This window comes from Beijerinckia sp. L45, from assembly GCF_009765775.1.
Taxonomy (GTDB): domain Bacteria; phylum Pseudomonadota; class Alphaproteobacteria; order Rhizobiales; family Beijerinckiaceae; genus RH-AL1.
The window spans coordinates 1-24,031 of sequence record NZ_LMUU01000184.1 but is presented as its reverse complement, the minus strand read 5'-3'; the positions used below and the strand labels follow the sequence as shown (position 1 = coordinate 24,031).

The 24,031-nt window shown below is 62.4% G+C and carries 35 protein-coding genes; 7 read left to right on the top strand and 28 right to left on the bottom strand.

Going from position 1 to position 24,031, the window contains the following annotated elements; all coding sequences use genetic code 11:
- Window positions 1-109: 109 nt before the first annotated feature.
- Genes GSQ79_RS20160 through GSQ79_RS20140 form a run of 5 tightly spaced genes read right to left on the bottom strand, consistent with a single transcriptional unit; the run spans window position 110 to window position 4,590 of the window.
- The gene (locus GSQ79_RS20160) at window positions 110-1,681 is read right to left on the bottom strand and encodes a DUF1073 domain-containing protein (RefSeq protein ID WP_210253152.1); all 1,572 of its coding nucleotides are present in this window, start codon (window positions 1,679-1,681) and stop codon (window positions 110-112) included.
- Window positions 1,681-3,225, bottom strand: a complete 1,545-nt coding sequence (gene terL / locus GSQ79_RS20155; protein ID WP_246725464.1) for a phage terminase large subunit — start codon at window positions 3,223-3,225, stop codon at window positions 1,681-1,683. Before terL ends, GSQ79_RS20160 begins: the two co-directional genes overlap by 1 nt.
- On the bottom strand, window positions 3,152-3,676 hold the full coding sequence (locus GSQ79_RS20150) for a DUF2280 domain-containing protein (protein ID WP_158810451.1): 525 nt from the start codon (window positions 3,674-3,676) through the stop codon (window positions 3,152-3,154). The genes terL and GSQ79_RS20150 overlap by 74 nt, the downstream gene beginning before the upstream one ends.
- Window positions 3,677-3,709: 33 nt before the next feature.
- The gene (locus GSQ79_RS20145; protein ID WP_158810450.1) at window positions 3,710-4,339 is read right to left on the bottom strand and encodes a putative metallopeptidase; all 630 of its coding nucleotides are present in this window, start codon (window positions 4,337-4,339) and stop codon (window positions 3,710-3,712) included.
- 32 nt (window positions 4,340-4,371) lie between these two features.
- Window positions 4,372-4,590: a ribbon-helix-helix domain-containing protein gene (locus tag GSQ79_RS20140; protein WP_246725463.1), complete on the bottom strand. Its 219-nt coding sequence runs from the start codon at window positions 4,588-4,590 to the stop codon at window positions 4,372-4,374.
- Between the two features lie 82 nt (window positions 4,591-4,672).
- On the opposite strand from GSQ79_RS20140, the gene GSQ79_RS20135 reads away from it, so the two are divergent.
- Together GSQ79_RS20135 and GSQ79_RS20130 are read left to right on the top strand one after the other, a co-directional pair.
- Window positions 4,673-4,927, top strand: a complete 255-nt coding sequence (locus tag GSQ79_RS20135) for a KTSC domain-containing protein (RefSeq protein WP_158810449.1) — start codon at window positions 4,673-4,675, stop codon at window positions 4,925-4,927.
- A gap of 17 nt (window positions 4,928-4,944) precedes the next feature.
- Complete coding sequence (locus GSQ79_RS20130) at window positions 4,945-5,169, top strand: hypothetical protein (protein ID WP_158810448.1); 225 nt, start codon at window positions 4,945-4,947, stop codon at window positions 5,167-5,169.
- Window positions 5,170-5,494: 325 nt separating this feature from the next.
- Here the strand turns inward: GSQ79_RS20130 and GSQ79_RS20125 are convergent, their stop codons facing one another.
- From GSQ79_RS20125 to GSQ79_RS20100, 6 genes are all read right to left on the bottom strand, one after another.
- Window positions 5,495-6,022, bottom strand: coding sequence for a sterol desaturase family protein (locus tag GSQ79_RS20125; RefSeq protein ID WP_158810447.1), 528 nt, complete (start codon window positions 6,020-6,022; stop codon window positions 5,495-5,497).
- A gap of 99 nt (window positions 6,023-6,121) precedes the next feature.
- Window positions 6,122-6,322, bottom strand: a complete 201-nt coding sequence (locus GSQ79_RS20120) for a hypothetical protein (protein WP_158810446.1) — start codon at window positions 6,320-6,322, stop codon at window positions 6,122-6,124.
- Window positions 6,319-6,471 carry a hypothetical protein gene (locus GSQ79_RS20115; RefSeq protein WP_158810445.1) on the bottom strand — a complete coding sequence of 51 codons (153 nt, stop codon included), beginning with the start codon at window positions 6,469-6,471 and terminating at the stop codon, window positions 6,319-6,321. Before GSQ79_RS20115 ends, GSQ79_RS20120 begins: the two co-directional genes overlap by 4 nt.
- A gap of 26 nt (window positions 6,472-6,497) precedes the next feature.
- Window positions 6,498-6,932, bottom strand: a complete 435-nt coding sequence (locus GSQ79_RS20110) for a hypothetical protein (RefSeq protein WP_158810444.1) — start codon at window positions 6,930-6,932, stop codon at window positions 6,498-6,500.
- Window positions 6,929-7,390 (bottom strand): hypothetical protein, encoded by a 462-nt coding sequence (locus GSQ79_RS20105; protein ID WP_158810443.1) that lies wholly within the window; start codon window positions 7,388-7,390, stop codon window positions 6,929-6,931. The genes GSQ79_RS20110 and GSQ79_RS20105 overlap by 4 nt, the downstream gene beginning before the upstream one ends.
- Window positions 7,387-8,349, bottom strand: a complete 963-nt coding sequence (locus GSQ79_RS20100; RefSeq protein WP_158810442.1) for a site-specific integrase — start codon at window positions 8,347-8,349, stop codon at window positions 7,387-7,389. The genes GSQ79_RS20105 and GSQ79_RS20100 overlap by 4 nt, the downstream gene beginning before the upstream one ends.
- 65 nt (window positions 8,350-8,414) lie before the next feature.
- On the opposite strand from GSQ79_RS20100, the gene GSQ79_RS20095 reads away from it, so the two are divergent.
- Window positions 8,415-8,723: a hypothetical protein gene (locus GSQ79_RS20095; RefSeq protein ID WP_158810441.1), complete on the top strand. Its 309-nt coding sequence runs from the start codon at window positions 8,415-8,417 to the stop codon at window positions 8,721-8,723.
- Window positions 8,724-8,869: 146 nt separating this feature from the next.
- Here GSQ79_RS20095 and GSQ79_RS20090 read toward each other — a convergent pair whose 3' ends face one another.
- The 3 genes from GSQ79_RS20090 to GSQ79_RS20080 form a co-directional block, all read right to left on the bottom strand.
- Complete coding sequence (locus GSQ79_RS20090; protein ID WP_158810440.1) at window positions 8,870-9,070, bottom strand: hypothetical protein; 201 nt, start codon at window positions 9,068-9,070, stop codon at window positions 8,870-8,872.
- On the bottom strand, window positions 9,067-9,285 hold the full coding sequence (locus tag GSQ79_RS20085; RefSeq protein ID WP_158810439.1) for a hypothetical protein: 219 nt from the start codon (window positions 9,283-9,285) through the stop codon (window positions 9,067-9,069). The genes GSQ79_RS20090 and GSQ79_RS20085 overlap by 4 nt, the downstream gene beginning before the upstream one ends.
- 282 nt (window positions 9,286-9,567) lie before the next feature.
- Window positions 9,568-9,813, bottom strand: a complete 246-nt coding sequence (locus tag GSQ79_RS20080) for a hypothetical protein (protein ID WP_158810438.1) — start codon at window positions 9,811-9,813, stop codon at window positions 9,568-9,570.
- Between the two features lie 193 nt (window positions 9,814-10,006).
- Here GSQ79_RS20080 and GSQ79_RS20075 point away from each other — a divergent pair, with 193 nt between their 5' ends.
- A complete protein-coding gene (locus GSQ79_RS20075; RefSeq protein ID WP_158810437.1) occupies window positions 10,007-10,315 on the top strand; it encodes a PadR family transcriptional regulator in 309 nt (102 codons plus the stop codon).
- Window positions 10,303-10,848, top strand: coding sequence for a hypothetical protein (locus GSQ79_RS20070; protein ID WP_158810436.1), 546 nt, complete (start codon window positions 10,303-10,305; stop codon window positions 10,846-10,848). The genes GSQ79_RS20075 and GSQ79_RS20070 overlap by 13 nt, the downstream gene beginning before the upstream one ends.
- 13 nt (window positions 10,849-10,861) lie before the next feature.
- On the opposite strand, the gene GSQ79_RS20065 is transcribed toward GSQ79_RS20070, so the two are convergent.
- The 4 genes from GSQ79_RS20065 to GSQ79_RS20050 form a co-directional block, all read right to left on the bottom strand.
- Window positions 10,862-11,536, bottom strand: a complete 675-nt coding sequence (locus tag GSQ79_RS20065) for a hypothetical protein (RefSeq protein WP_158810435.1) — start codon at window positions 11,534-11,536, stop codon at window positions 10,862-10,864.
- Window positions 11,537-11,665: 129 nt separating this feature from the next.
- Window positions 11,666-12,262 carry a hypothetical protein gene (locus GSQ79_RS29705; RefSeq protein ID WP_246725462.1) on the bottom strand — a complete coding sequence of 199 codons (597 nt, stop codon included), beginning with the start codon at window positions 12,260-12,262 and terminating at the stop codon, window positions 11,666-11,668.
- A gap of 143 nt (window positions 12,263-12,405) precedes the next feature.
- A complete protein-coding gene (locus GSQ79_RS20055; RefSeq protein ID WP_158810434.1) occupies window positions 12,406-13,053 on the bottom strand; it encodes a hypothetical protein in 648 nt (215 codons plus the stop codon).
- The gene (locus GSQ79_RS20050) at window positions 13,029-13,940 is read right to left on the bottom strand and encodes a DNA-processing protein DprA (RefSeq protein ID WP_158810433.1); all 912 of its coding nucleotides are present in this window, start codon (window positions 13,938-13,940) and stop codon (window positions 13,029-13,031) included. The genes GSQ79_RS20055 and GSQ79_RS20050 overlap by 25 nt, the downstream gene beginning before the upstream one ends.
- Before the next feature lie 529 nt (window positions 13,941-14,469).
- Between GSQ79_RS20050 and GSQ79_RS20045 the strand changes: the two genes are divergently transcribed.
- Together GSQ79_RS20045 and GSQ79_RS20040 are read left to right on the top strand one after the other, a co-directional pair.
- Window positions 14,470-14,961 (top strand): hypothetical protein, encoded by a 492-nt coding sequence (locus GSQ79_RS20045; protein ID WP_158810432.1) that lies wholly within the window; start codon window positions 14,470-14,472, stop codon window positions 14,959-14,961.
- Window positions 14,962-15,202: 241 nt separating this feature from the next.
- The gene (locus tag GSQ79_RS20040) at window positions 15,203-16,600 is read left to right on the top strand and encodes a hypothetical protein (protein ID WP_158810431.1); all 1,398 of its coding nucleotides are present in this window, start codon (window positions 15,203-15,205) and stop codon (window positions 16,598-16,600) included.
- A 31-nt stretch (window positions 16,601-16,631) separates the two neighbouring features.
- On the opposite strand, the gene GSQ79_RS20035 is transcribed toward GSQ79_RS20040, so the two are convergent.
- The 10 genes from GSQ79_RS20035 to GSQ79_RS19990 are packed head-to-tail and all read right to left on the bottom strand — an operon-like array spanning window position 16,632 to window position 23,903.
- Window positions 16,632-17,030 carry a hypothetical protein gene (locus tag GSQ79_RS20035; RefSeq protein WP_158810430.1) on the bottom strand — a complete coding sequence of 133 codons (399 nt, stop codon included), beginning with the start codon at window positions 17,028-17,030 and terminating at the stop codon, window positions 16,632-16,634.
- Complete coding sequence (locus GSQ79_RS20030; RefSeq protein ID WP_158810429.1) at window positions 17,027-18,013, bottom strand: DUF1376 domain-containing protein; 987 nt, start codon at window positions 18,011-18,013, stop codon at window positions 17,027-17,029. The genes GSQ79_RS20035 and GSQ79_RS20030 overlap by 4 nt, the downstream gene beginning before the upstream one ends.
- Window positions 18,010-18,543, bottom strand: a complete 534-nt coding sequence (locus GSQ79_RS20025; protein WP_158810428.1) for a GcrA family cell cycle regulator — start codon at window positions 18,541-18,543, stop codon at window positions 18,010-18,012. The genes GSQ79_RS20030 and GSQ79_RS20025 overlap by 4 nt, the downstream gene beginning before the upstream one ends.
- A gap of 2 nt (window positions 18,544-18,545) precedes the next feature.
- On the bottom strand, window positions 18,546-20,900 hold the full coding sequence (locus tag GSQ79_RS20020; protein WP_246725460.1) for a DNA cytosine methyltransferase: 2,355 nt from the start codon (window positions 20,898-20,900) through the stop codon (window positions 18,546-18,548).
- Complete coding sequence (locus GSQ79_RS20015; RefSeq protein WP_158810427.1) at window positions 20,897-21,340, bottom strand: hypothetical protein; 444 nt, start codon at window positions 21,338-21,340, stop codon at window positions 20,897-20,899. Before GSQ79_RS20015 ends, GSQ79_RS20020 begins: the two co-directional genes overlap by 4 nt.
- Window positions 21,337-21,675, bottom strand: a complete 339-nt coding sequence (locus tag GSQ79_RS20010) for a hypothetical protein (RefSeq protein ID WP_158810426.1) — start codon at window positions 21,673-21,675, stop codon at window positions 21,337-21,339. The genes GSQ79_RS20015 and GSQ79_RS20010 overlap by 4 nt, the downstream gene beginning before the upstream one ends.
- Window positions 21,672-22,130, bottom strand: a complete 459-nt coding sequence (locus tag GSQ79_RS20005) for a helix-turn-helix domain-containing protein (RefSeq protein WP_158810425.1) — start codon at window positions 22,128-22,130, stop codon at window positions 21,672-21,674. The genes GSQ79_RS20010 and GSQ79_RS20005 overlap by 4 nt, the downstream gene beginning before the upstream one ends.
- The gene (locus GSQ79_RS20000; protein WP_158810424.1) at window positions 22,127-22,336 is read right to left on the bottom strand and encodes a hypothetical protein; all 210 of its coding nucleotides are present in this window, start codon (window positions 22,334-22,336) and stop codon (window positions 22,127-22,129) included. Before GSQ79_RS20000 ends, GSQ79_RS20005 begins: the two co-directional genes overlap by 4 nt.
- Window positions 22,333-23,571, bottom strand: coding sequence for a phosphoadenosine phosphosulfate reductase family protein (locus GSQ79_RS19995; RefSeq protein ID WP_158810423.1), 1,239 nt, complete (start codon window positions 23,569-23,571; stop codon window positions 22,333-22,335). The genes GSQ79_RS20000 and GSQ79_RS19995 overlap by 4 nt, the downstream gene beginning before the upstream one ends.
- Window positions 23,568-23,903, bottom strand: coding sequence for a hypothetical protein (locus GSQ79_RS19990; RefSeq protein WP_158810422.1), 336 nt, complete (start codon window positions 23,901-23,903; stop codon window positions 23,568-23,570). Before GSQ79_RS19990 ends, GSQ79_RS19995 begins: the two co-directional genes overlap by 4 nt.
- Between the last annotated feature and the right edge of the window lie 128 nt (window positions 23,904-24,031).

Here is a 24,031-nt window from a genome sequence, read left to right as displayed (position 1 = left end):
ATTCCTCGAAATGCAGCACTCGAAATGCTGCGGCATATGCCGCCAACTAATTTCAAATCTGAAATCTTAGCGTTTCAACTTTGGTCAATTCGCTGCCTGATGATCGGGATCAGCGCCGACGACGCGATGGTGGTGCCGCGTCTTTGGCCCCACCGGTGCCGTCGGTGTCGGTATCGGGATCCTTGCCGGGGCCTGCTTCGGGCTTATCGCCTTCGGCCGCTCCCGCATCCGGTTCGGCACCGTTCCCCGGCTCATCCCCGTCAGGCTCGACCTCGTCGCCCTCCCCGGGCGCCGGCGGTTCCGGCAGATCGTCATCTTCGCCGGGCGGCGGCGGCTCGTTCTCCGCGTCCTCGATGTCCTTGTCGGTGATCGACGAGAACATGCCAGTTGCCTGCGAGGCCTGGCGCAACTCTCTGAGGGCGGTAGCCTTCGAGATGATCGTCGCACCCTCGAGCGTGCCAACCGTGTCGGCGACCGTCTTAGCGATTTCGACCTTCTCCTTGTCGCTCATCTGCCAGAGCGGCCGGAACGTGAAGGAGAAATCGTCATCCGGCGCGCGACCGAGCTCAGACCAGTGGAGGACCTCGAGCACGGTTTCGAGCGGCGTCCGCATCCGGTTTTCCTGCTGCGAGTTGCAGGCGTCGTAATAATTGCGGATGTCGGCGTCGCCGGTGGCGTTGAGCCCGGCCGGTGACTGCCCGAAGAGACGCACCAGCGGGATCTGCGCGGCGCCAGAGAGCTGCTGCGCGAACTGGACCAGGACGTCGCTCAGACCGCCGAAGCTGTATTGGTGGGTCTGGAACTCGTCCGACTTGTCGAGCAGCGTGAGACCCTCGTTGGTCTGCAGGGCCCGGATCATGTCGATGTTCTTGAGGATGCCCTTCATCGCGGGCCCGTCGGTGGCCAGCGCTTCGCGGAGACCGTCGATCCGCAGCGTGCGGAGATGCGCCTTGTAGACGAGCTGGCCGGTGCCGACGGTCGTGGAGTCGAACGCGGTGAGGCGATCCCAGACCGGTTCCAGCACAGAGAGGCCCCAGCCGTTTTCGGTCATCTTCTGCCAGACCGGAAGATCCTCACCCTCGAACCGGATGACGCGACTGTGGTGCACCTTGATCCGCGGAATGTTCATGACGCTGGCGGTGACGGAATAGAACTTTGGTTGCCCATACGAGGGGCCAAGATCCGTGATCAGGTCCGTCATGCTGGGCTGCACCGACCAGCGGTCGAGTGGCAGCAAGCCCTTGTAGGCGCCCTTCCCGACTGTCTCGGGTCGAAGTGGCGTCGCGGCGTCCTGCCCATCGATCATGATGATGGCGACGCCGCCACCGTAGAGGCGCGACCATTGAAGAGCCTCGCGCAGCTTCTGCCACGTTGCGGTTTTCCGCAGCCCTTTCTGTAGGGTCTGGCCGTCCTTTGGCTCCTTGGTCTCGATATCGATGCCGGCGCGGGTCATGTCTTCAGGCGGCGCGTCGACGATCTGGCGGCAGATCCAGGAACCGCGATAGGCCCACTCCAGCTGCAGTCGATTGCGCGTGATCGGGCTCGGACCATAGGACGTGCCGGCCGCCTGGTTGGCGGTGCCGAGGCCGACGCGGGCGACGAAGTTTTGGACGCTGTCCGTTGTCGGCATCGATCCAGCCTGGACGCGGATGCGGGGTTTTTTGGCGACGGCGGTCGTCATCAATCGTCCTCACCCAACGCGGCCCATTGCGAGAGGGCGGTACCCCCCAGCAGCATTTCGGCGACAGCATCCATGGTCGGGTCTACCTGGTCGTCATGCGCGCCCGAAGGGAACGCGAGAATTTCGTTCTTCCATGCGTCGAACCAGGGCTCGTGCATCGGCAGTCGCACGAGGCCGGCGGCAAAGGATGGCAGCACGTCGTTGGCGCGCTGTTCCTTGTCCTTCGATCGTGGGATCGGGATCACCGGCACCGGGCCCATGCCGCTGCCGTCATTGGCTGGTCGCCGCAGAGATTGGAGCAGTCCCGTGCCGGCCGACTTGTCCTCGACCTTCATGCCGCGGCAGTAGCCGAGTTCGTTGAGCGCGGGATCGGAGTGCTTCTTCCAGAACGTCCGTGCCGCCTGCAGCAGCTCCGGCGCCTCGAAGCGGGCCCGCATCTGATCCAGCAGGTAGGCGCATCCATCGGCGCCGAAGCCCCAACACTGGAACACGGAGTAATCGTTGCGCTGGCCCGTCTTCTCCGCCGTATCGACGTAGATCATCCGCCACTTAATCTGCGGTAGGGCGCCAGGCGCCCACGGCTGCAGCCACTCCTCCTTGAAGAGGTTGCCGCCGGAGACCACGGGGTTTTGCTCGTACTGACCGGCGAAGGTGTAGGCGTCGACCTTCAACAGCTCGATCTCGGCCTCGCCATGCTTGACCCGCCAAAGTGGACCGTCTGGCAAATCATGCGGGATCGGGATGCCGTGTGTGTATTCGGCCGGATACGGCTTCCCGCTATCGATCTGGATTGGCAGGAGGCAGTGATGCCATTTGCAGCCGGCGCCGCCCTTCAGGAGGAAGGCAGAGAGATCACCGACATGCAGGCGCTGCATGATGAGGATGACGGGCACCGTCTCCAGCGCGAGGCGGCTCTTGAAGGTCGAATGCCAGCGGTTGTTGACGTTCTCGCGCTCCTGCTCCGACTTGGCATCGTCAGGCTTCAGCGGATCGTCGATGATCAGGGCGCCGGTGAAGCCCGGCTCCATGGTGCCGGCGCGGAAACCGGTGATGGGCCCGCCGGCGGCCGCCGCCATGAGGCCGCCGCCCTCGTCGGTGCGCCAGAGACCTTTCGCGTTGGTGTCGCTTCTGATCTTCCGGGGCCAGTGCTCCTGAAAGCCCGGCAGGTTGAGGACGTCCCGAACCTTGTTCGAGTTCTCGAGGGCCAACTGCCCGTTGAAGCTGGCGTGGATGAAGCGCGCCCGCGGGTTAATGGCGAGACCCCGCGCTACGAGGTAGATGACCGCTAGTTCGGTCTTCGTGTAGCCCGGCGGCACGTTGATGATGAGCCGCGTGATCTCGCCCGAAAGGACGCGATCGAGAGCGTCGCAGATGACGCGATGATGGGGACCGACGAGGAACGCGGATCCTTCCCGCTCCGCGAAGTAGCGCTTCGCGAAGAAGAGATGCGAGGCTTCCGCGTCGAGCCGATCAATCTCCCGAAGAGCTGCCTCCGGGTTTGCCAGCAGCGCGCTCAAGGATTGCTCGAAGGGCGTCGCGGTCACTCTGCGATGTCCTTGAAAGATCCGGTGTCATGGCTTCGGTCTGGATCGGCTTGCCCTCGGGCCCGCTCAATTCCCGACGGTTCGTGTAGGCGTTGCCGCATTCCTTCGCGGCCTGTTCCAGCAGCTGGCCGGCCAGCGCGAGATTGCGCATGTCCTCTGCCTTCGCGATCATGCGTCCGAGCGCGCGCAGTCGGACGGCGCGATGCGACACCGCGATGTCGGCGGTGTCCTCGAGGAAGGTCTTGCGGGTTGCGGCGAAGATCTCGCGCCAGCCCTTGCTGAGGCGGCGGCCGGCGCGCTTCGTGGGATCGTAGGCCTCGACCTGCTGAGGCGAGACAACAAGGTTGAATTCGGCTTTGACGGACTTGACCACGACCGACGGCGCATCGAAGCAGGCAAGAGACTGAACGATAAAGGTTTTCACCTCGTCGGCGAGTTGAGCGGCGGCCATGTTGGGATCAAGCCTTTATCAAGGACGGGCGGGCTACCCGCAGGTGCCGCAGACCCGCGCGATCGCGGGCTCATCAATGTCGTGGGCAAGCAATGCGGCCTCGACGAAATCGGCGGTTCGCCCTGCCCCGACGGAGGCGCCGTAGCGACGGACGATGCCGACGAATTCTTCGACATCATGGCCCCTGATGCCGAACTTGGGGCTGCCGTCCATCTTGAATTTGGGAGCGCCGTAGGCGTCGCGCTCCTGGCCGCAATGATAGAGCTCGTGCTCGACCAGAGCACAGAAGGCGCGGTCCGAGGCGGCAGCCGCATACATGGGATCGAACGTCAGCAGGAAGTCCGGAACGACCCCAAACCATTCCACCAGCTGCTGGTCATGCCGCGCCTTGGCCCAGCGGTTGCCGCGGGCCATCGGGATCTCGGCCTGGCCAACGACCGACAGCATGTGCCGCGCCAGCGGGACCGCGCACCAGACGACGCCGATGCGAGCCTCCAGCAGATGGATGTGCTCCTCATTGTAGAGCGCGGCGCCATCCTCGACAAAGGTGGCTCGGATCCATTCCTCAAGATCGTGCGCAGGGACGCAGGGTTTATCGAGATCGGCGATCTCAAGCAGCGAGGCCGGCGGCCGAGGGCGCGGGCGCGGGATCGTGCCGAACATGCAGACCCCGTCAACAGATGTTCACAGCGCAGCTATTCTTGGATCGACGGCTTGGGCTTGCGGGCGGCGCGCTCGTGTCGATCCAGCTTCTCTTCCGTGGCTTCGCGGATGAACTGCGCTCGCTTGTTGGGACCGACGAGAGCATCAATACGCTCCACCATCCCGTCAGGAAGCCGAACCTTCGTTTCGCGCACGTTGAGTGGTGGTCGCCCCATGCGGGCCGCAGTAACCGGGGACGGAATATTCGTCAAATCAGCCTCTATAAGCGGGGACGCTTATTGACACTAATAACCGGGGACGCTTAATAGTCAATCTTCAGCCAGGGAGCGAACCATGCCCGAGATGACCCCCGTCAAATCCTCCAACATCAAGGCCGTCGGCTACGATGACGCTGTCGGCGCCATGCACGTCACCTTCAAGTCCGGCTCGACCTACGCCTATGCCGGCGTCGAGAAGAAGGTCTTCCACGAAGCCATGGACGCGGCTTCTGTCGGCAAGTTTGTGGCCACGGAGATCCTGCCGAAGTACAAGGCGGAAAAGCTGGAGGCGGAGGCGCCGCTTCCATTCAGCGAGCCTACCGCGGCTTGATCCAATCAGGGATGCAGATGAACCCGATCCACATGAAGGCAGGCCAGTACTACTGGACCATGTCCTGTCCGACGATTGACTGCAAAACCAAGCTAGTGGTCGCCGAGGCGGATCAGAACGATCCTGTGCACGAGGCCGCCCGCAAGAAGTTCGCGCTCCTCGGTACTGAAATCAGATGTGCGCTCTGCACAAAGACGACGATGGTCGACGCATCGGGACTGATCTTCACGGAGGCCCGCTGACCGGACTTTTATGTCAACTCGCCTCCGCGCGCAGGTCGATACACTCAGCCAAGAACGCCGCCATCTCGCCATCGTCCGCTGACTCCTCATCGGTCGGTAGCAGCAGGTCGCATGTCCATCGGTCATCCCAAACACGTCGCTGCCCGCCCCGCGGCACCGTCCTCCGATTGCTCTGCGCCATCGCCTGCCGATCGGCTTCGGTCAGCGGCATCGGCTCCGGTTTCCGCGCCATCAGAAGCCCCCGTGAAAATCGGCCAAATCGTGGAGGCGACAGCCACGACGACTGCCAGCAGTAGAAGCGCGACCTCGGAAGCGGTCCGAAGCCTCAGATCGTCCTGAAGACGCGATCCCAAAGCTTCGTCGAAACCCCGAAGCAGCGGTCGTGGTAGCGGTGATGCGCGACGTGGTGCTGCTTCAGCGGCCACAGCAGCTCACCGTCTTTGATCCACGCATAGTGAAACGCGGTGTGCAGCCCGGCATAGACGACGTAGCCGACCGAAAACCCGATCGCGAAGGGTGCCGCGTCGAACCCGAAGAGCAGCCAGATCACGGCGTAATTCAACAGCGTCAGCGCGGGATGCAGCGCAATGTAGTCCTTCTGGTTCCGGTGATGGAGCCAGTGCAGGTCCGAGATCCACGGCGCATGATGCGAGATGCGATGAACCGCGTACTCGTACAGCGTCCAGGCGAACCAGCCGGCGACGAAGGCGATCGCCCACCACCAGTCGAAGCCGCGAGAGAGCGAATAGACCGCCAGCGCGGCCGTGATCGGCGGCGTGATCCAGAAGTCGGCAAAATATTCGCGGCGCGTGCGCCGGACAAGCGCCGGCAGCCATGAGGGCATCGGGATCATGGCGTTACCTCAGCCGGTCGTCGTTCGGCCGGCCCGACGGCAGCGGACGCCGGCGGCGATCGCCGATTGGCTGGACGACAACAGGCTTCGGTTCATCGCTCACGTGTTCACCCGCTTCCATCGCCGGTCGCAGGTCACGCACTGCACCGCCTCGACGATGATGCCGCGTGTGACCTGGATGTCGGTGGTGACGCCGAGCGGCGGCGTCTTCTCGTGTTGCCGTGGGCAGATGCAGGGGATCCTGCGGTGTTCAAGCGCTTCGATTTGCCCCAAGGCCGAGGCGGAGCCGTCGCCGATCATGCAAGCTCCATGGCTTGGGCGCCGAGCAAAACGCCGATGAAGCCGAGTTCGATGGCGACGCCGAACCCGTCGTCAAACTTCAGGCGCAGGTAAATCGCGGCGGCAGCGCACAGCGCAGCGAGCCCGAGCCGTAGGACTTGTCGCTTCATCGAAATCCTGTTGGGAAGCAGGGCCGTCAACCGGCCGGGAATGGATCCGGATCGAGGGCACCGCGGGCGTGCAGCGCGCGTTCGGCCTCGGTCAGAAGGAGCAAGATCTCCTGGCGATCGATCTGGACGACGCCGTCGTCGGAGAAATGCGGGTCGAAGACCATGACACCGGACTTGCAGACGACAGTATGATTGAAGGCGCCGCGCGGCGACGGGCCGACGCCGATGGAATAGCTGCCGGCGAGCCGGGGATCGGTTGGCTCGATCACGACCAGCCTGAAGCCGCGATCGCCGAGCCAAGTCTGGATGTTGCCGTACCAGTCGTCGCGGACCGCGTCGGATGCGGTGTCGAGCACCTGCTTGAGCGGCACCTCAAGGATCGAGGCGAGACAGGCCGCCATGCAGTTGCCACGACCGTTCGCCGACGTCGCGACGAAGATGGTTTGGCGTGTCGGGATCATGGGACAGACCGGACGATGCCGTTCGGACCACGACCTTCGATGTCGGCCGTAAACTCGCCGCCGCGCAGGAAGCCGTGGTATCCCGGCACGACGATCGATGGCGAGCAGGTGATGTCGGGCAGATCGCCGGTCACAACCCAGCCGTCACCGTTGCTCGAAGTCCGATCGATCTCCCAAAGCTCGCCGTTCGGGCAGACGACGCAGATCGGGGGCCGCTTGTCAGCCCAGTCTCGCCAGTAGTGCGGCGAGAGGAAGCTTTTCTCTGGGCCCGGACGCTCGGTATACATCACATGCTTTCCAGCACGTTGCCAGTTTCCGGTCGGGTCGAAGTGCCAAGGCTCGAACCACGCCATGCCAGGCAAAAAGACGCGACGATCGTTGCGGTACAAGCCGCGCGCAACGGCGTCGTCGCCCATCGCGCGGAATTCTTCGCCGGTGAAGACCTGCGTGATCCTCATAGGAATCCCTTTCCCGCGTGGTTGTTGAAGGCCTTGGCGCGCCGGTCGTATTTCCGAAGGGTCTCGACGGAGCGATGTCTCGTCTGACTCATCACGGCGAGCGTATCGGCGCCGTCCTCGAGCGCGCTGGTGACAAAACCAGCTCTGAGTGAGTGACCTGCGAACAGGCTTGGATCGAGCTTCGCCGCTGCGGCGCGGTGCTTCACGACATCAGCTACGGACTTGTCGGTCAGCCGGGCAGCCTGGACGCGGCCACCCTTGTTGACCGATCGAAAGATCGGGCCTGACGTGATGCCGGCTGCCGACAGCCAGTCGTCAAGCGCCGACACTGGCCTCAGTTTGACCCCGCGCGGAATTGCGACGATCTGGCCTGCGCCCTCCTGGTCGGTCTTCGATTTCCTGATGTGAACCAGGATGCCCTCGGGCTGTCTCTCGATGTCGGCGACGTCGAGCGCGACGAGTTCGGAGCGGCGGAAGGCGCCGGCGAACCCGATCATAAGCAGGGCCCGATCGCGCTTGCCGAGCATCGTATCCGGAATGGCCTTGACCATGGCGCGGAGGAATTTTGCGGTGGCCGGCGCCTTCTGCTTCGGCGCCGTGCCGATCGTCCGCTTGATGCCGCGGACAACCTGTTTCACCCGTTCCGTTTGCGTCGGGTCGACGAGGTTGAGCCGCCGATGCGCGTAGGCGATCGCGGCGACGCGGCGCATCACGGTCGATGTGGACTTGCCGGCATCGGCGAGCGCGGCGAGGTACGCAGCCACGGTATCATGCGATGCGGGGACAAAGCCGGCGCCGACACTCGAGCACCAAGCCGAGAAGTCGCGAAGGTCAGCCTCGTAGGCCTTGCGGGTCGCCGCCGACTTCTCGGCGCGGGCGTAGGATTCCGCTGAGGCCGAAGCCTCGATGAGTTGGGTCGATGGGAGATCCGCCGCGACGGGCGCCGCCGGCAGATGCATGCTATTCTCAGGATTGGGAGTTAAGGCCAGACGCCGGTGCGCCGGGAAGACGAGGACCGTGACCCATGATCGAAGCGACCAAGACGCCGATCGACGACGAAGCCACCCGACAGTTCTGGGCTCATCAGGTCGACGAGATCGGCCGCGCCTTTGCGACCAAGATCCAGCCCTACCTACGGCAGCTGCACCTCGACCCGAATCAGCCCGAGGTCGTCGCGACCGTCGAGGTGTTGCGCCGCGAGCATCGGGAGCAGATCCAGCCGGCGGTGCGGACGCTGGTCGCGATCGAAGCGATGCAGCCGGATGGTGTCGACGAGGTCGATCTGCTCCGGGTCGATCGCCGCCAAATCGAGGCCGCGCAAGCCGCCGAATGAGGCTGCAAAATCCCCGTAAAAAACACCCCGATTTCAGCGTTCGAAATCGGCCCTAAAGACGGGTCGAAAACGGCCTTTATAGCCGTCGGGAACGAAGATTATCGGAAGTGATTTCGTCTCCCGAAACGTGATCCCGATTTTCGCGATCAAACCGAAAGCTGATCGAGCCTGGAATCGATGCCTTTCCGGCGTGACTTCTTGGCCAGTTTTTGGCGGTCCGAAACGGTCGTTTCCTGGACGGTTTGGACCGGCGGCGCGACGCCTTCGATCGGTCCCAGCCGCCGGCACTGTTCTGCGAAATAGAGATCGGCCTTCGCCCTCACATCCAGAAGCGCGAGGCGGTTCACTGCTTCGCGACCTGGTCCCGGACGCAGACGATCTTCATGTACTGCTTCGACGGGTCAGGGATCAGCGTCGTCGGCGCCATCATGGCCTGACCCTGGAAACCGCACTGCTGCGGCGTGTTTGCCCGGCCGACCGTGATCACGTCCATGGCGGAGTGGACGTCACAGGCCGTGGGGTTGGTCGACGAGGCGCAGATCAGGGCGAGGATCTTCAGCATTACGAGGCCACTCCCAAGTCAAGCATCCGGGTCAGTTTGACGACGCTAGTCAATTCGGGGGTCGTGACCGCCGCTGCAGTACATCCGTGCAGACGGCGGCCTTATGCCGATCTTGATTTGGGATCGGAAACTTCATGGCCGTTCGGCCGAATTGTCGCGCTCTCGGCCTCCTGTTGGAGCGCCTCGCGCGCCGGCTCGTCACAGTTAGAGCATCCCTCCGCAAGCCGGCCCGGAGGGAATGCAATCGCCGCGCCCTAACCGCGACCTTGGGACCATGAAACTTTAGGCTCGCCTTATCTCGACGTGGATCACGCGACCGTCAATGCGGCGCTCGCCCGGGCGTCCGGTCGGCCGGGCCGCGGCGGCCTGTTCGACGGTACGTAGACGCCGCGCGTGCTGGCGCATGTCGTTCACGACTTCGGACTTATCCTCGACGAAAGCATGAGGTTTCGTTCGGGAGACGCCCCGGATCCGCTCGACGCTTCGAGCATAATTCTCGAGAAGCTCGGCGACCTCGGTCCTGGTCACGGGCGGATCTTCGCGCGCATGCCGGCCCCCCAGACGTAAAAAAAGCCCAGCAACCTTGCGGCCCCGGGCGTGAATCTCGTGAGTGGACGTACGGTATGCGATGTCGGTTCCGGCGTCAAACGACTTGACCCACCCTCTTGATAGTTTCGAATATTCAGCCTACCTATGTCGAGTAGCAACATAGGAGAAGCCGATGGCGAGATTATCCGCTCAAGGCATCAAGGTCCTTAGCCTGTTCGCGTCGGCGCCGTCGATTAGGCGAACGGGCTTCGAGATCAGCAAGGCAGCGAAGGTAGGCAGCGGAACGCTATACCCACTGTTGGCTCGCTTTGAGGCCGAGAAAATCCTGACAAGCGAGTGGGAGACCGAAGAGCCAGTCGATCTCAAGCGTCCCCGTAGACGGTATTACCTCATCACCAGAGAAGGCAAGAAGGTGTTTCACGCGGCCATGGCCGATTTGAATCAATTCTCGGCTAAGGGAGATCTCGCTTGGAACACTTGATCAACATCCTTCAAAGCCTCGGCTGCGGACTTCTGCTTAAGGAGTTTGATGCGCACGCAAAGGGAATTAGTACTGCCCTAATTCACTTGGCTGCCAAGATCTTGCCGCCTGACATGCGACATCGGCATGAGTGCGAGTGGTTAGATTATCTGGAGTTTGAGCAAACCAGCTTGTCGATGATCGCCCATTGCCTTGGATGTTTTGTAGCAGCGCCAAGGTTCGTTATTGGCCGCGTGCGGTATGTCAAGGCGGTTCGCCTGCAAGCTTCTTTACATTGTGAAAAGGCCCTACTTAATTTAGCAACCTATGGTGATTTTCCAGCAGATGACCCGGTAGTCATCCAATTTCATCAACTATTGAATCAATATAAGTCTTGTTTTTACGCCGTTACTAAACGCGATTTCCTTTACACTTTGCGTTTAGGGAAGCTTTCTCTCGAAGAGGATGAGAACGACTATCAAAGAGTGCAGAAAATGCTCGAAGATACTCAGTCGATTATAGCAAGAATTATCGAGGAAAAGGCTAACTCGTAACTGTTTCGTCCTCTCACGTCCTCCACATGATCGACAGCGCGTATAACCCTTCCCGCAACCGATCCATGCCCGCGGCCAGCGCGGTTTCCTTGCGCTTGTCGGCGACATGGATGCCAGCCGCCTCCGTCACCGTCATCTCGAAGCACACCACCGCCACGGTGATGCGCCCTGCCCCGCGATGCGGGTTCGCCTGCGACCAGCCCATCAGCTTGCAGGCCTTGGTGAAGGTATCGAAGTTGTGGACCCAGGCCTCTTCGCCGGTAAGCTCGTCGCCGCCACCACCGATGATGCGGTTCAGATCCTGAGCCTTGACCCCGATCAGCGATCCCTCGAAGTGGCGCCGCAGCTTCTCGGCGGCCTGGAACATGGCCTCGTTGGTACGGGCATCATGATCGAGCTTGCCGCCGTCGCGGAGCTTCTCGACGGTCGAGATCGATCGCCGAAAGCCGCCGGCCGTGATCGGTGAGATGTCGCCTTTGGCCAGGCGCTCCGGCGTCGGCCCCATCGGCAGCGCGCGGCCGCGTTTCGCCTTCTTCGAGCTGACCGCTGAGATCCTGGAGCGGGCCGTTGCGGGCAGCGGTTGCCGCGCCGACGGTGTCGACCGCTTCAGGTCGGACGGTGATCGATTGCCCCCGGCGAAGAATGGAGAAATCGGATCGAAGTCATCAGCATTCGTCGTCTTCGGCATCGCGCAAACTCTCCAGTGCGGCGGGCCGTAAAATGCAGGATTTTGGACCGTCGTCCATTGATCACGACGGCGTGACGATGGCGTTTGAACACTTCACACAGGGAAACAGGTTCAATCGAACGCAACCGATTAGGCCGCGGCCTCTTCTGACGGCGTAGCAAGGCCTATCAGCAGTCGCCGGATCAAAGCATCGCGCGTACATTGCTCTCGCGCGGCGGCGCGTTGAAAATAGGCAGCGACGCCGGCCGGTAGCCGGATCGGCACCTGCCCGGGCGGGACCTCGGCGAGAGAGATCCCGAAGCGATGCGCCGCCCGGTAGACGGCACCCTCGGTCGACACGATTAGCGGATCTTCCGCGATCGCTTTCGCCGTCCAACCCTGGCCTGCCAGGAAGCCGAGGCGCGCGACACGCTCCTTCGTCCAAGCTTGATGCTGCGGTGGCGTCTTTATCGGCGGCGGGAAGAACGTGACGTTGAGGTTGTTTTTCGCGAGCCTGATCAAGGTCGGAAGATGCTCGACGGAAAACTTGTGCCAGCCTTCTGTGTCTGGATGGAAGCGCGCTTCCAGCAGCTTACCCGAGCAATGACGCGACATCGCTTCGGCGACATCGATCGAGGGCAGCCACTCGACCCAGGCCAAGCGCTCTCCAGCCTCGACATCGGCGGCCCTATCGTCGCCGTGGACGATCAGGACCTCGCTGTCGTCACGACGCGCAAGGATGCGCATCGCCCCAGCGGGCAAGGTCCCAAGGTTGGCTGTGACGCCCGAAGCTGTTTGCATTGCACTGCATAATACATGAGCAAGCTAAAGCGTGGAAGTGAAGAACCATCAGAAACTTGCGGCGTGATGTCGTTCGGTACGCTTTGCTGCTATTCGCCAATGGAGCCAAAAGAGCTAGTGGGGTCTTCATCCGGGAAGATGCGGCGCGCGACGAAAAAACCATAAAGCGCAACTCGCGGAAATCGGCGAGACAGCACCTGCTGCATGGCTTTGAAATGTGTGCCGGCTGTAAGGACATCGTCCACGATGCCAATCGCGCTGGGCTCGGGAACGGTGAGGCCTTCATCGATCACGTAACTAGCGACAAGCTCCGCCACCGTTGGTCTAATTGAAGATTCGTGGGCAGCATTCATCGACGTTGTTTGTTTTACCAAAGCCCTCACATCGATGTTGTGTCCCATGCGCCGACAGATCTGCTCTACGCGATCATCGTAATCAACATGTCCGATTGCTTTCGAAGGAGGAATTGGCACAAGGGTAGCGGACGAAAGCCATGCCGGATCCAGCGCTGCCCGCATCTGCGCGGCGCACTGCTCAATTGCTCTAGTTTTATAGGTTGCCGCCTGCCGCTGACTTGGTTTCTTCTTCAAATTGGAAATAAGATTATTCGTCTCGCTAAATAAATAATCTCTTCGGGACGTCTTTTCGAAAAGAAAAAGGCATTTATCATCTTCAGTGAGACGAGAATGGGCTTCTCTTATGCTCGCGTCTATTAGGCGGAAGCGGATGTCGGACACAAAGTGCTCCAGATATCATCCATCGACCTGACGCGGATGGCGCCCATTTCTTCGAACTTAGCCGGCCACTTGAGATCTGCGCGTTCGAAACACGAGTTCAGAATAAAAAGATGACGGCCTTGATGCATCGCCGCTCGTGCCTGCGTAAGGGTGCCTGAAGTGTCCGAAGCCTCGACGATAATGGTCGCGTCCGTGAGCGCGCTCATTGTGACGTTACGTTCAGGGAAGAACAGCCTGTTCTGTGGGGGTGCTTGGCGGGCGTATCGAAGCACCGGAACCTGAGAGATCAGCAGGAAATCGCGGGCGATCTGATCCTGAAGATCGCGATTTTCTTTCGGGTAGATCGAATCCAGGGGCGTTCCTATGACGGCGATGGTACGACCGCCGGCCTCAAGTGCTGCGGTGTGCGCGGCACGATCAATGCCGGCAGCTAAGCCGGACACCACCGTAAAGTCTGCCTTCACCAGCTCTCGACTGATCTGGGCGGCTCTCTTCAGCCCTTCTTCAGACGCTTTTCGGCTACCAACTATCGCAACACACCGGGTCTCCGTGAGCTCCCACTCGCCGCAGTAGTAGAGCATTTCCACAGGATGGCGGGCGTCGCGCAGCTTAAGGGGATAGTCTCCTGCGTGGTGCAGGCGAACCCCGAAACGTCCCACAGAGGCCTTGCGAAATCGATCAAGGACGGCAACCGCACAGCTTTCAGCCATTCCAGTGGCGACAAAATCCGAAGGCATAGCATCGGGGTCTGCTGCGAACCGATCGGCGATCGTCTTGAACGTCGCTCCCTGCTCCAGCCACAGAGCCTCGTATGCGCCCATCTCTTTCAGTGGGGAGATTGGGGCGACAGCTGGTCCAAAGCTTGACGGGGACGACAGGAAGTTCATGGGCGTGCTCGTCTCCTGATGTTAAGAACGAAACAGGAACATCAACTTTCCCCGCCTACGCCACCTCTGCGACGCTGTCCATGGATTTCTCTTGCCTGCCTACTTGCACATGCCGCGCCGCTGTCGGAAGCGAGATTCAACCGGTTTGCTGGTTGGCACCCGCAACACGCGATATCCCCGCTGTCGTTGTGAACAACGCGGTATGCATGTGGATAACGTATGGCCGCGGCGGTTAAGGGCGATCTAAGCCTTTCGGCATGATGCGGCTTGCCTGCTGAAGATCACAACCCCAGATCGATCTGACGTGCGCACCGTTCAACCACCCGTACCGCACGTCCTGACCGCTAGATAATCTTCCTCTTGGTCGGACGTGCGGCTCGCTTAAACAACTCCAATGCCGCCAGGCGCGAGCCCGCCACGGCCCGCCTTGTCCGCTGGCGTGCCGGCTACCATGACCTCGATTCGCTCCGCGATCGCTGCCACCTCGCCGCCTGCACGTTGGATGGTGTGACCAAAACCAACCGGCACTATGTTGCGGCAGGCCTTTACACCTCTTCAACCACAACATACCGCAAAGGCAGCGATTCCCGACGATGTCGCCAATTTTACCTTTTTCAATCGGAGACTTTTACAGGATCCAACCTTTAAATCGCCGTATCGATTGGAGGGAATGTCTATGTTCAATAAATCATTTGCAATAGTTTTTGTCGGCCTTGGCCTTGTTGCTGTGGGCTCAAGTGAAGCAAGCGCATTTCAGCATGGTGGCGCCGGTCACTCGTTCGGCGGCGGCCGATCCATTGGTGGCGGCCACGGTTTCGGGGGTGGGGGCGGTCACGCCTTCGGCGGCCACGGCTTCGGCGGGCGTTTCGCAGGTCGTGGCTACGGCGGGTACCGCGGCTATGGCGCTCGCTATGGCTACGGTTACCCAGGCTACTACGGGTACGGCGATGGCGCGGTCGCTGGCGCCGTTATAGGTGGTCTCGCGCTCGGCGCGCTTGCTGCAGCTGCCGGCGGCTACTGAGGAGCAAGCGATGATTCACCCAGAACCGCCGCACAGCCCTCAAGAAAACTTTTACAAGGTCACCTCCCCGATAGCCCGTTTCTACCAAGGGCTGGCTGTTAGTTTATTCATTGTGATGACAGCTACCGTGGGCTTGACCTTCGTGAGCATGGGGTCAGCGAGAGCTGCCCCTGCTGCGACCGCGCGATCCACTTCGAACCAGAGTTCGATGCCTGGCCGCACAGCGTCCCCGAAGGAGATCGTGCAGTTTCTCTTTCGCTTCGAGGCACCGGACGACTACGGACTCAAAGATACGCCGGTGACGAGAAGGGTACTGTCGCAGCCTTTTACGGCTGCACTCAAGGCAGGCTTTGCAGCAGCCCGCAAAAGCGACGAGCCGCTGCTCGACGCGAACTGGATCACCACAGGCCAGGATCTTGAAGTGGCATCCGTGCGCTTCGACACACCGCAGCCGGACACCGTCGTCGCGCGGATCAAAGGAGTCGCCGGAGAAACACCCATCGTGACGTTCAAATTCGTCAACGAGGCAGGCCTCTGGAAACTAGACGATGTGGTCTACGGCGAGGTGAAGGATCAGGCTTCCTACCGGAAGATCTGCGAGACTGCTGTCAAACAAGCAGGGACATCCTCTCCGGCAGCCCCCTCAAAGCGCATCGTGCGCGGTCCGGGAAAAGGCTACTATGAGCCTTCCGCCATCAACGGCCCCGCGGCGGCGGCGGTGAGATCCTACCTTGAGAATACTTACGCGGACTGCGAGATCCGTGAGGGCGTCGGCCGGTGCAATCTGGGCGCTTCAACGCAGTGGCTAGAAATGCGCTACCTGAAGGCAGAAGGGGTAGCCGATGCGTATGCCCTTGTTCAGATGAACGTTTCTTTCGACACCGGAAACATGGGTACATCAAGCCTCTACATCTGGCGCCGCGAAACCGATAAATCATACGCCTTTCAAGGCTCCGCAGAAATGCAGACCGTCTTCGACGCGAAGGCGAAGTGGATCGGTGGTACCGCGTTCTCGATCTCGGGCCTCGTTGTCGGCAAGGACGACGCTCAGTGCTGCGCGAAGACGAAGGCGACCTTAATCGTCCGGGTTAAGGATGGGATGCTCAGCGTGGCCGATGTCGCGGAGCGGCGTCAGGTCGCTTCCGCCCAGTCGTTCGCCTCTGCAACCCAGGCACCTCTGCCGATATCGACATCTTCGGCGGTCACCAGCGACGGTCGGACTCCGTTGGCTCCCATCACCAACTTAAACCTGGCAAAGGGAACGCTGAACGGTGAACAGGGCACCAGCTTCGAGCACAACGGTTCGACCGTTCTCGTGTTCGAAAAGGCCGGTGTCGTTCTTTACGAGACGCCTAAACCGCAGATCGCTGATACGATCAAACCAGGTGACTTGCTCTTCTCCGGCCACATATCGGCAAAAGGCATCACCCGTGGTACGGCCTACACGTTCAAGAAGGGATGCAATCCCGCTCCTTACGCCGTCACTGGCCGCTACAATTTCGAGGGCTTCGGCGGTCGTAACGAGCTCGTTCTGAGTGGAGCTGCTCCCGTGCCGGACAAAGCATCCTGCGCGATCAAGGGCTATTCAACCGCGAGCCCGAATGCTCATCTGAAGATCGAATTTCAGAGTGATACCTAGCCAGGGATGATAGCCCGGCTTGGTTCTCAGATCACCGACGGTCGAAGCTAAGCTCCATCTGCTTCGACTGCCGTTCGACAACGTTGATCCGGTCACCATTGCAGCTCGTCACCGTCCTTGTTCGATTCCGAGGCAGCCTTTTCCCAAATACTCCGACGACACCTGCGGCACGGTTCGCCTGCGCAAAGCCTTTGATGCGCGCGTCAGTGTTCGCAGGCACAGCCGGCTGCAGTCGGGCGGCGATCGCATCCAGTTTGCCGCTCAGTCTCCTGAGCAGGAACAGCATATCCGGCATCGAGGCCATGGACGCCCGCGGCACGTTCCGCATCGTCTCGATGACGTCGTGCAGCTGGGCCACGTCGTCGGGGCGAGCGGTGAAGCGCGGCGACGCAGAGAGGGGGCGGCGCTCGACAACGAAGGGTCTGGTCAAGCCGCATCCTCTTGCGATGACGGCGGCCATGGGGTCGCAAAATGCCGTCCCGGTCCGTTTGGACCATTGGCCAGAATCCACTTCACCGGTCGCCCGGTTTTTGCCATCTCGTAGGTCTCCCAGGCCTTGCCGGCAGGTGTATCGCGATCGACGCGAACTATAGCCGCGGACGGACCTTCAGGTTTGGTTTTACTCGATTTCCAAGATCCGTTGCGCAACCATTTCACAGGAGATCGCATCATGTCGGCAGGCTTTCCTGACACCTCCTGCGCGTAACGCTTTGCTCCAGCGAGGATGTCGTCGAGGCTCTCGCCGTGGGCAAGGTGGCGCTTGAGCTCGCGCCTGACGCCGTCGAGCTCGTCCTCCTTCGGGTAGGCCTCGAAAAACCTTTTGACCGCCGAAGGCAAAACCTCGTCCGCGTCCGACCGGAGGGAGGATCTATTATCCCTTAACTCTCCCTGTCCCTGTCCCTGTCCCTGTCCCTTACCTCTCCCTTGGTGCTCGTTACGTTGATCGTCACGACCCTCGTTACGTTGATCGTCAAACAAGCCTGCGTTCCTCGCCACCTCGGCTGCGCGGGCGGCCGCTTGTTTAGCGAGGCGCGCCTCTGTTGCTGCTGCGGTGCGTGCCCGCTGATCCTGCTTGGCCTTCCACGAGTCTCGAGCCTTCTCGGCGATGACGCGATGATAGAGCAGACCATCACTGCATTTGATGAAGCCATGAAGTGCTGCTTCACGGACTTTCTTCCATCCTCTGACATCGCGTCCGTAGCCAGCCAGCTTCGCAAGCTCGTGGTCGTCGTCCGGAAGGGATGAAGACGGGACTTGGTGCCAGGCTGCGCACCATAGCAATACCGCTGCGCGGAAGGCATCGCCGCTGGCTTTCGTCGCCAAGCCGCTGTCTCGAAGCCTTACGACATCGAGGGGCATAAAGACAAAATCGCGAAGGTCGACGTTGGCCTCAACAAGTGGTTCTGGTGTCATGGCCTCCTCCGGGCCTCCTTCGGCGGATAAGCCACCTTCATGTGCTCCGGGCAGTAGCAGAGCCCGGCGGCGCGCACGGCCTCCGACACCCCCGCCCCGCAGTACCGCATCAGGTCGTCACCGCCCGGCGCGCCGACCGGCCAGCGGCAGGATCGATCGCGGAGCTCGTGGATCTCGAGGCCGCCATCGACGGGCTCGGCCAGTGCTGCGACCGGCGCGATCCGGACCGGCGGCGGCGGTGCGGGCTTCGCCGTCTGCTTCGAGCGTTCCACGACCTTGGACCGCAGCGCACGTGCCGGCGCAGCTGCAGGTCTCTGTTGAGCCCGTACCAACGCCGGTGCCTGAGGCTTCGACAATCCGAGCCTGAAGATCTTGCCGAGCACGGCGCTGCGCGAGACGCCGCGACCAAGTTCAGTCGCGATCTGCGCCGCCGAGGCTCCTTCGCCGTGACGCTGCTTCACAAACTCGATCCTGGCATCTGTCCAGGCGAAGACGTCATCAGGCTTCAGCTTTTCTGCAAGGGCTCCCATGGTCACTCCGCTGCTTCAAGAAGGGGGATGGGGCGGAAGCGCTGGGGGCGGCGCGCCGGCGGCCGGGCGGCGACATTGGCGCCGACGAGCGATCGAGCCATGCCTGGGCACACGCTGTTCCCGCACATGCGGCCCTGCTGCTCGAGCGTGAAGAAGACACGGGAGCCGTCTTCGCTGATGCCGTGGTCGATCACGTAATCGGGTCGAAAACCCTGCGCACTGAAACGCTCGCGCGGCGTCAGCATCCGCATGCCGATATCGGTGATGACGAAGGACTCGCCGTCGATCGCTACGGTGACGAGGCCGTGCCGCGGCTTCGCGGTGATCGTGTGCAGCGGATCATCGGCCGCCTGGCTCGGCTCGCCGGCGCCGTAGTATTTAGCGAGGAAAGCGGCGACGAGGGCGGCATGGTTGCCCTGGGCGCTGACCGTATTGAGCGGTGCGTCTGTCGGCGCGTCGCGCCGATCGGAGCCGCGAAGGTTCATCATGTGGGCGGCGACAACGTTCGATTGTCCGCCCGTCGCCGTCACGGTGCTGACCGGTTCGTCCAAAGGCCGTCCCGGCTTGATCCCGTCGTTTCGGTCAGTGTTGTGCTGCGCCAGAAATGCCGCGACGAGCGCAGACTTTCCATCGCCGCCGGCCGTGACCGTCGGCGCCGGCTCGTCGGCCCCCTGCCCGACCGAAGCACCGAACTGACGAGACAGATGCACGGCAGCGAGGCTGCCCGGCACATTGTCGCCAGCGACGATGGGAGCGACCGGCTCGTCGACAGCACGCACGCGAGGCTCGTGGCCCGGCTTCTCGGCATAGCGCGGCACGAGGAACGGCGTGACGATGCAAGCGTCGGCTTTCGCCGTCTGGGTCAGTACTGGCTCGCCAGCTGCTCTCGGCTCGCTCTGCCCTGCCCGGCCGCCGCATCCGATAAGGATAGGCGCGACGACAGCTTGGCCGCCCGACGACGTGATGGTGCGCGCTGGCTCATCCACGGACCAGGCGTTGGGCCCGCGACCCGTCGTCTGGCCGTTGGCGACGTTGACCAGGATCGGGGCGACAACGGCGGAATCGTTCGACGCCGTGATCGTCGGCATAGGATCGTCGACGCCGTGATCGCCGCGTCCCCGCCTGCGGCCATTCCTGTCGGCTTCGCCATGCTCGGTGCGGACGAGGAGCGGTGCGACCAGGCCGAGCGGTGCCGCGCCTCCGCCATGCGTTTCGCTGGCGTGCGAAGTCACGGTGGCCAAAGGCTCGTCGACACCATGGCCGGTGGCGCCGCGATTGAACTTCGTCACGAACGGCGTGACGATCGCGTTCTGATCCTTTGCCGACGGGGTCAGGGTGTGCAGGGGATCGGTGATGTCTCGCACCGCGCCCCCCTGCTGAGCATAGGAGACGAAGGGCATGACAAGAGCATCGTCGCGCTTGCCGGTCAGGGTCGAGAGCGGCTGGTCGATCTCGCGGGCGCGTTCCTCGCCGCGTTCCGTGTGGTTCACCTTCACGATGAACGGCCTCACCGCATTTACGACGTAGCGCATGGTCCCTTTGGCGACCCGGCTCATCGTGTTGTCGGCGAGAGGCCGGTTTGCGCGCAGTCCGAGAGATTCCTTGATCTGCGCGCTGGTCTCGAAGATCGAGGGACACGGTAGGCTGAAGTCGATGATCTCCGCTGCGGTCCGCCACGGCTTCAAGACACCGGCCTTGATCAGAACCGCATCGGCGGCATCCTTCGGATTGCCGTGCGTCCGCTTCGGCCAGACGATCGGAAGCTTGTCGCGGCGCAGGATGACGAACAACCGTTTCCGGATCGTGGGATCACCGTAGTCGCAGGCGCGCAGCTCGCGCCATTCCGCGACATAGCCGAGCGATTGGAAGCCGCCGATGAAGGCCTTGAACGTGGCGCCCTTCTGGATCGGGCACGGCTTTCCGTCGTCGAGAAGCGGCCCCCAAAACTGGAATTCTTCAACATTTTCTAAGATTAGAATGCGTGGTCGTTGTCGCTTCGGCAGCGACTTGACCCAGCGCAGCCCGACCCAGGCAAGGCCGCGGATCGCCTTCTCGCGCGGCTTGCCGCCTTTCGCTTTTGAAAAATGTTTACAATCGGGACTGAGCCAAAGCAGCCCGATCGGCCGGCCGTCGCACATGCCGAGCGCGTCGACGTGCCAGACGTCCTCGACCATGTGGTGCGTGCCGGGATGGTTGATCCGGTGCATCGCGAGCGCGAGAGCATCATGGTTTATCGCAATGTCGGGATCGCGGCCGATGGCCTGGCGAATACCTTCCGACGTGCCGCCGCCGCCAGCGAAGGAGTCGACAACGAGCTCGTCCGGCATCATGTCGGGGATGGGAAACGGCGCGTTCATGCAGCACCCGGCTTGGCAAGGACACGCGCAGCTTCGCGGCAGGCGGCGTAGCTGATCGATCGGCGAAGCGCGCCGACAATCTCGCCACCGATCTCGCCTTCAAAGTCACCGTTCGGGTCGACCGCCGCGATGTAGGCGGCGAAAGGCTCCAACGCCTTCCGTAGTTCCGCGATCGTCGCCTCGTTGGTCTCTCGCTCTGCGCACCGCAACTTGTGCTCGCCTTCTGCAGCAATCTTCCAGAATGCGGCTTCCAACCGCGTCTTCTTCAGCGCCGCCCGCGCATCGCGCAGGTCGAATGTCATCATGTTGGGGAGGCTGGTCCGGCCTTCGATGAATTGGTACCCGACGCCGTGAAGCTTCTCGAGGAGGTCGCAAAGGCGGTTGATCTCGTCGTCGCTGACGCGCGGTGCTGCCGGGGCTTCGCTGGTGGTGTCGGTCATGCCGCCCTCGTCTGTTCGGCGGGCCGGACGCCGCGCTCTGCCAGCGCCTCAAGATCCGGGATCATCTCGGACACGATCTCGGCCCGGCTGTATTCCCAACCCGGCAGGCAGGCATGGCAGTACCGTAGGCCTGCGCCGAACAAGCGGACAAAGCCCGGCAGATTGGCCCAGGTCTCATGCCACTCGCCGCGCCGCGGGCGCGCAAGGTCGAGATGCATGACGGCGCGAGCGCCCATCGTGGTCGGATCCGCGATCGCGGCGCGCAAGGCGCGGGCGGCACCTGCAGCGGCGGCGCGCTCATGCGGGGTTGGTGGCGGGAGTGTTTTCGCGTTCATGCTGCCAGCGCCCCTTCCGCGATCAGTGTCAGCAGGCGGCGTTCCTCAACCGCGCTGGTGTCGGGCGATAGCGCCTGCCGCAACATGCCGCGCAGCGGCTCATCGATGGCGTAGCCGAGCGTCGGAAGCGTCCGGATCGTGATGCCGAACCGGCCCAGCTTTCTGCGCAGCTTGCAGACGTAGACGTCGACGATCCGGTAGCCGGGCTCCTTGTTGAGATCGCTGTAGATCGCGGTCAGAACCTGATCTTGTTTCACGCGCACCCGCATCAACAGGAGCGCGAAGACCCGTTCCTCCATCCTCGTCAGGCCCCAAAACGACGGCGTCACGATCGCGGACCCAAGCAGGTCCTGCTCGATCTGGGCGAGGCGATCGCGCAAAGCCGCGTTCTCGGCTTCGAGCGATGCGATCTTTGCGGCTGGCGATTCATGCAATGCTGGCGCGACCAAGATCATTCTCGCCCTTCCCGTCTCGCGATCTGTGTTGGTGAAAGCTGCGTGGCGCCGGTGGCCACCGCTGGCGACGCGCCGAGGAACCATTGCCAGCGCTTCGCCCAAATCCGATCGTTGCCACAGAGTGGCCGCTCATAGCCGGCCACGTTCTCGTGCGGGTCCTTGCCGATGGCCTGGCAGTAGGCGATGGTGGCGTCTTGCGGGCTCATGGCGACACCCCGATCAGCAGCCCCTGCACGGACCCATCCGGAAACACGGACTCGATCCACGTGTCGGCTGTCGGCTCGTCGCCATCCCAGCCGTTCGGCCAAGTGTTTCGGCAGATCAACTCGCCTATGCGCGAGATCTCTTCTTCATTGAGCATGTCGACGCCGGGCCGGCCGAGTTCTCGCGCTGCGATGTTGACGGCGCCTTGGATCTTCACGATCTCCTCGAGCGCCCAAAGTCGGGCCTCAAGGGTCAGCGGCCCCTTGCGCTGCTTGTTCTTGCCCTTAGACAGCGACCCGTCGGCATCGAGCCCGGTCTTCTTCAGCCGCAACGAGTCATCCTCGCGTAGTCGACGATAGATCGTCCTGAGACCGAGCAGCGGCGCGAGATGGTCCCACGCCGGCATCGCGACGACGGCGGCCAGCGCCATGTCCTTGCTGGCTAGAGGACAGCCCATGCAGCCCGTGCGGGCGTTGATCTCTTCCGCCTCGTCGCCACCATAAGCGTCGGCGATCATCGCCGTCGGCCACCCACCCATTGCGGTCGATGGCGCATAGATCCGCAGCCAGTCCCAGACGTGGCAGACGCGCCAGTGCAGCAACGGCGCCAGCGTCGCGATGCGGCCGCGCATGCCTTTTGCCTCGGGCAGCATCTGTTGGTACCAGCCCTGCCCGCACTCGCCGCCGTCCTTGGAGCATCTGGTGGCTATCCGTTTGTCACGAACTGCGCTTTCGCCCTCGCGGACACCGGTGATCATCAGCACGGTGCCGGGTAGGTCCCGGAGGCGATGCTCGAGTGCAGCCGCCATGGGATCGAGTTTGATCTGCCGCGTGCACCAGCGCAGGGTTGAATTATTGGGTGGCGGGACGCCGCGACCGAGCATGTAGACGAGGAAGCGCTTGTCGATTTGCGCTCGGACGATCTCGACATCGATCCAGTCGCGCTCCTTCAACTTTACGATGATCGCGTCGGCGGCGGCCTGCAGCGGCGGAAGCTCGAGGCGTGTGTCGGCATAGAAAACCGACAAGCGCTTCGGCGCCGCGATGCGGCCCTCCTCAATCAAGCGAACGATCAGCGTCAAGGTAGCGGTCGAGTCCTTGCCGCCGGACCAGGCGATGGCCCAATGCTCGTGCCGGGGACCGTAGGCCTCTAGTGACGCGAGAGTGAGGTCGACGGCCTCCTCCGCAACCATGCGGGCGCCGCCGGCGAACAAATCGGGCTGGGCGAGCGCACTCATCTCTGAGCCTCGCCCCGCTCAAGGAACGCGACATGCGGAAGGGACACGACACGCTTGTCAGCACCGTCGCCGACCTCACGCTTGACCGACCGTATGTCGGAAAGCGCCACAGGGGCGTTAGGGCGGACTGCTGCGATCGCCGTGAGACGCCAGCGCTCCGCCGCCTTGAGACTTTCCTTTTCTTTGGCCTCGATGCGTCGCTGTTCCGTGCGATGCGACGCGTTCAGAACCTTCATCTCGGCCGCGTAGGTGGCGCGCGCTTCTTTCGCACGCCGTGCCGCCTCACGCTCGATCGTCTCGACAATGGTCTTGATGTGCGGGTCTTCGCTCATGCCGGCCCCCGATTGTCGATCGTGACGAGGCAGGTCCGCACCGATGTGCCGGACTCCTTAAAGGCGCCGTCAGGTAGGGCCTCGATCGTCCCACTCCGGTTCGCGACGCTTTGCCGGAAGTTCGCGGC